The 1,435-nt window shown below is 69.3% G+C and carries 1 protein-coding gene and 1 pseudogene; both read right to left on the bottom strand.

The genetic code is table 11. The features are described from left to right. A pseudogene (locus tag I5E_RS23780) lies at positions 1-452 on the bottom strand (hypothetical protein); the annotation flags it as partial. A 90-nt stretch (positions 453-542) separates the two neighbouring features. Beyond that, a partial coding sequence (locus tag I5E_RS15195; RefSeq protein ID WP_042723942.1) for a sensor histidine kinase occupies positions 543-1,435 on the bottom strand: 893 nt, incomplete at its 5' end.

Raw genomic sequence — 1,435 nt, 5'->3', positions numbered from 1 at the left:
GCGCCTCCTGCATCTCGTGACTTTGTCTTGTCTGAGTACACACGTCGGAGGATCTCGACATCCAGACCGATGGGAAGCTCGTCGGCCCGTGCACCCGACACTCTCTGCAGGCTACTACTAGAGATCAACTCCCCCATAATTCGTCTAGATAACCTTTGCACCATGGTGCACTTGCACGGCGAGACCTGTCGCACTTGTACCTCAATATGACCTCCGGCTCGGGGTACTACATCAGGAATCCTGGAGCTTCTCCTTTCGAGTGTCCCGAAATCAAAGTCCTCGAGGTCGAGCTTTGTTACCACTAGAACTGGCACATCACGATCCGATCCTCGACCGCATAGATCGTGAGTGACCTCGATACCTCTTCTTTCTGGCATCTGAATGTCTAGGCATGCGAACTCTGCTCGGGTGCTCCGGACGAGAGTGAGCGCCTCGCCGCTCTCGGGGGTCACTGCGACTACCTCAATGTCAGGTGTCGGCTGACTGCAGGGCGCTGACGCCAGCTCGCACCATCGTCTGGTCGAACCCCACGATCTCCCGGATCATCTGGCCACCTCCGGAGCGTCGGCTGACGCGTCGGCGTCGGGCCGCGCCTCCCGGCCCGTCACCAGCTCGACCGTCCAGCCACCGTCACCGGTGGGACCGACCTGGAGGCGCGCCCCGACCAGTTCTGCCCGCTCGCGCATGCCACGCAGTCCGTTCCCACCCGCGGGCGAGCTGCCGGCGGACGGTGCGGTGGGCACCCCGTTCTCGACGCGGACCGTCAGCTGGTCGGGGTCGCGGTCGTCGACGGTGACCGTGCACGGCGCACCGGCGGCGTGCAGGGCGACGTTGGCGAGGGCCTCCTGCACGGTGCGGTAGGCGACGAGCTGGGTGAGCGGGCCGATGCCGTCCGCCAGCGGGCGCTCGCCCGGCAGGACGGCGAGAGTCACGGCGCTCCGCAGCCGGGCGTGCTCGACCAGGTCGACGATCCCGGCGACGGTCTCGACCGCGGTCTCGGCGGGGGTGTCGTCGCGGAGGAGTCCGACGAGGCGCCGGAGGTCCTCGAGGACGGCCGTGCTCTGCTCCCGCACCTGCCGGACGCCCTCGTGCGCGCCGTCCGGGTCGGTGTCGATCTGGCGGTCGACGACGGCCGACATCAGGGCGATCCCGGACAGGTGGTGGGCGGCGATGTCGTGGAGCTCGCGGGCCATCGCGGCGCGCTCGCGCGAGACGGCGGCCTCGACGCGGGCGTCCTGCTCCCGGGCGACGGCGGCGGCTTCCGCGCTGCGGGCGTCGGCCGCTGCGCTGCGGGCGTCCGCCTCGGCGCTGCGGGCATCCGCCTCGTCACGACGGGCGGCACGGAGCTCGCGGCGGGACCGGACGACGAGCGTCACGACGAGGGGGAAGGCGACCGCTCCGACCGCCTGCAGCACGCCTTGGCCGGCCGCAGCCC

Origin of the sequence: Curtobacterium sp. B18 (assembly GCF_000333375.1) — a bacterium.
In the GTDB taxonomy this organism is placed as follows: Bacteria; Actinomycetota; Actinomycetes; order Actinomycetales; family Microbacteriaceae; genus Curtobacterium.
Note: the sequence above shows the minus strand (reverse complement) of the source record. Positions and strands in the feature narration are given on the sequence as shown.